The organism is Sphingomonas sp. UYAg733, assembly GCF_054057355.1.
Window position 1 is genome coordinate 1 of the sequence record NZ_JBSRZE010000034.1, and the last position, 1,353, is coordinate 1,353.

1 protein-coding gene is annotated in these 1,353 nt (G+C 65.5%); it reads left to right on the top strand.

Features of this window, described 5'->3' with window-relative positions; translation table 11 throughout:
* Positions 1-1,342, top strand: a 1,342-nt coding sequence (locus ACVWZA_RS21780; protein WP_457313540.1) for an IS4 family transposase, incomplete at its 5' end; no start/stop codon positions are given.
* Positions 1,343-1,353 lie beyond the last annotated feature (11 nt).

Consider the following 1,353-nt stretch of genomic DNA (forward strand, 5'->3'; position numbering starts at 1 on the left):
GATTGGCATGGAACGGCTTGGAGTTGGCGATCCGCGCGTTGAGGCGCGCGGGGTCCATTTGTTTGAGCGGATAGTGGAGACGGGCTCGGTTGTGCTGCGCACGGTGGGTGGGACGCGAGCGGGAGAGGTCGCGGCGCAACGTTGGCTTTCGTCGCCGCGCGTCACGACGGCGTCGATTTTGGAGGGGTCGAGTGTTCGCACGCGATCAGCGTGCGCGGGACGCCGGGTTGTTGCGGCGCAGGATACCACGGAGATCAACTTCTCGCGGTATGCGGGGCGCCGGGGTCTTGGGCCAGGCGGGAATGGGAAGACCCCAGGTTTCTTCCTGCACTGCGTGGTTGCGATCGATGCGGATGAGGAGGCGGTGCTGGGGCTTGTGGACGCGCGGATCTGGACCCGCGACGTCGCGCCAGTGAAGCCCCGGGCGAACCGACCGATCGAGGAGAAGGAGAGCATTCGCTGGATCGAGGGAGCGCAAATGGCCTCGCAGCGGCTGTCGGACGCGGCTCAGCTGGTGGTGGTCGGTGATCAGGAAGCGGATATCTGGGCCTGCTTTGCCCGTCGTCCGGCGGGTACCGAGTTGCTGATCCGTGCGCGCCATGATCGGCCTCTGGTCGCTGGCTCCTTGTTCACCGCCCCCGCATCATGGCCGGACCTGGTTACCCGGGAGATCGTGATCGCCCCGCGCAAGATTGGTGAGAAGCCGCGCAAGGCGACCGTGGCAATACGATCCGGCCGCGTGCGGGTCATTCGCCCGGCAACAGCCCCTGCAAACGACATGGCCGAGCTGGAGCTCGGGCTGGTCGAAGTGCGCGAAGTCGGCGATCCGGCACCAGGCCGCGAACCTCTGCTCTGGCGCTTGCTGACGACCTTGCCGGTCGAAGGCCAGGACGCGGCCAGCGAGGCCGTCCGGCTCTATCGGCTGCGCTGGCGCATCGAGGAGGTGTTTCGGGCCCTCAAGAGCGATGGATTGAAGCTCGAAGACAGCCAGGTGCAGGAAGCCGAGCACCTGTTTCGCCTCTCCGCCCTTGCGCTCGCCGCCGCGGTACGCAGCCTGCAACTCGTCGGCGCCCGCGATGGCAGCCCTCGCCCCATGAGTGATGTCCTTGATCAAGAGTGCCTCAACGCCGTCGCCATCATCGGTAAAACCCGCGAAGGCGCCACCGAGCGACAGAAAAACCCCCATCCCCAAGGCTCCCTCGCCTGGCTATCCTGGATCGTCGCAAGATATGGCGGATGGAACTGCTACGGAAAACCGCCAGGACCCAAAACCATGGCACAAGGATGGAGGCAATTCGCCGCCGTCCTCTCAGGCTTCCTCATCGCTCACCAACTTCCGTGAATCCCGTAGCC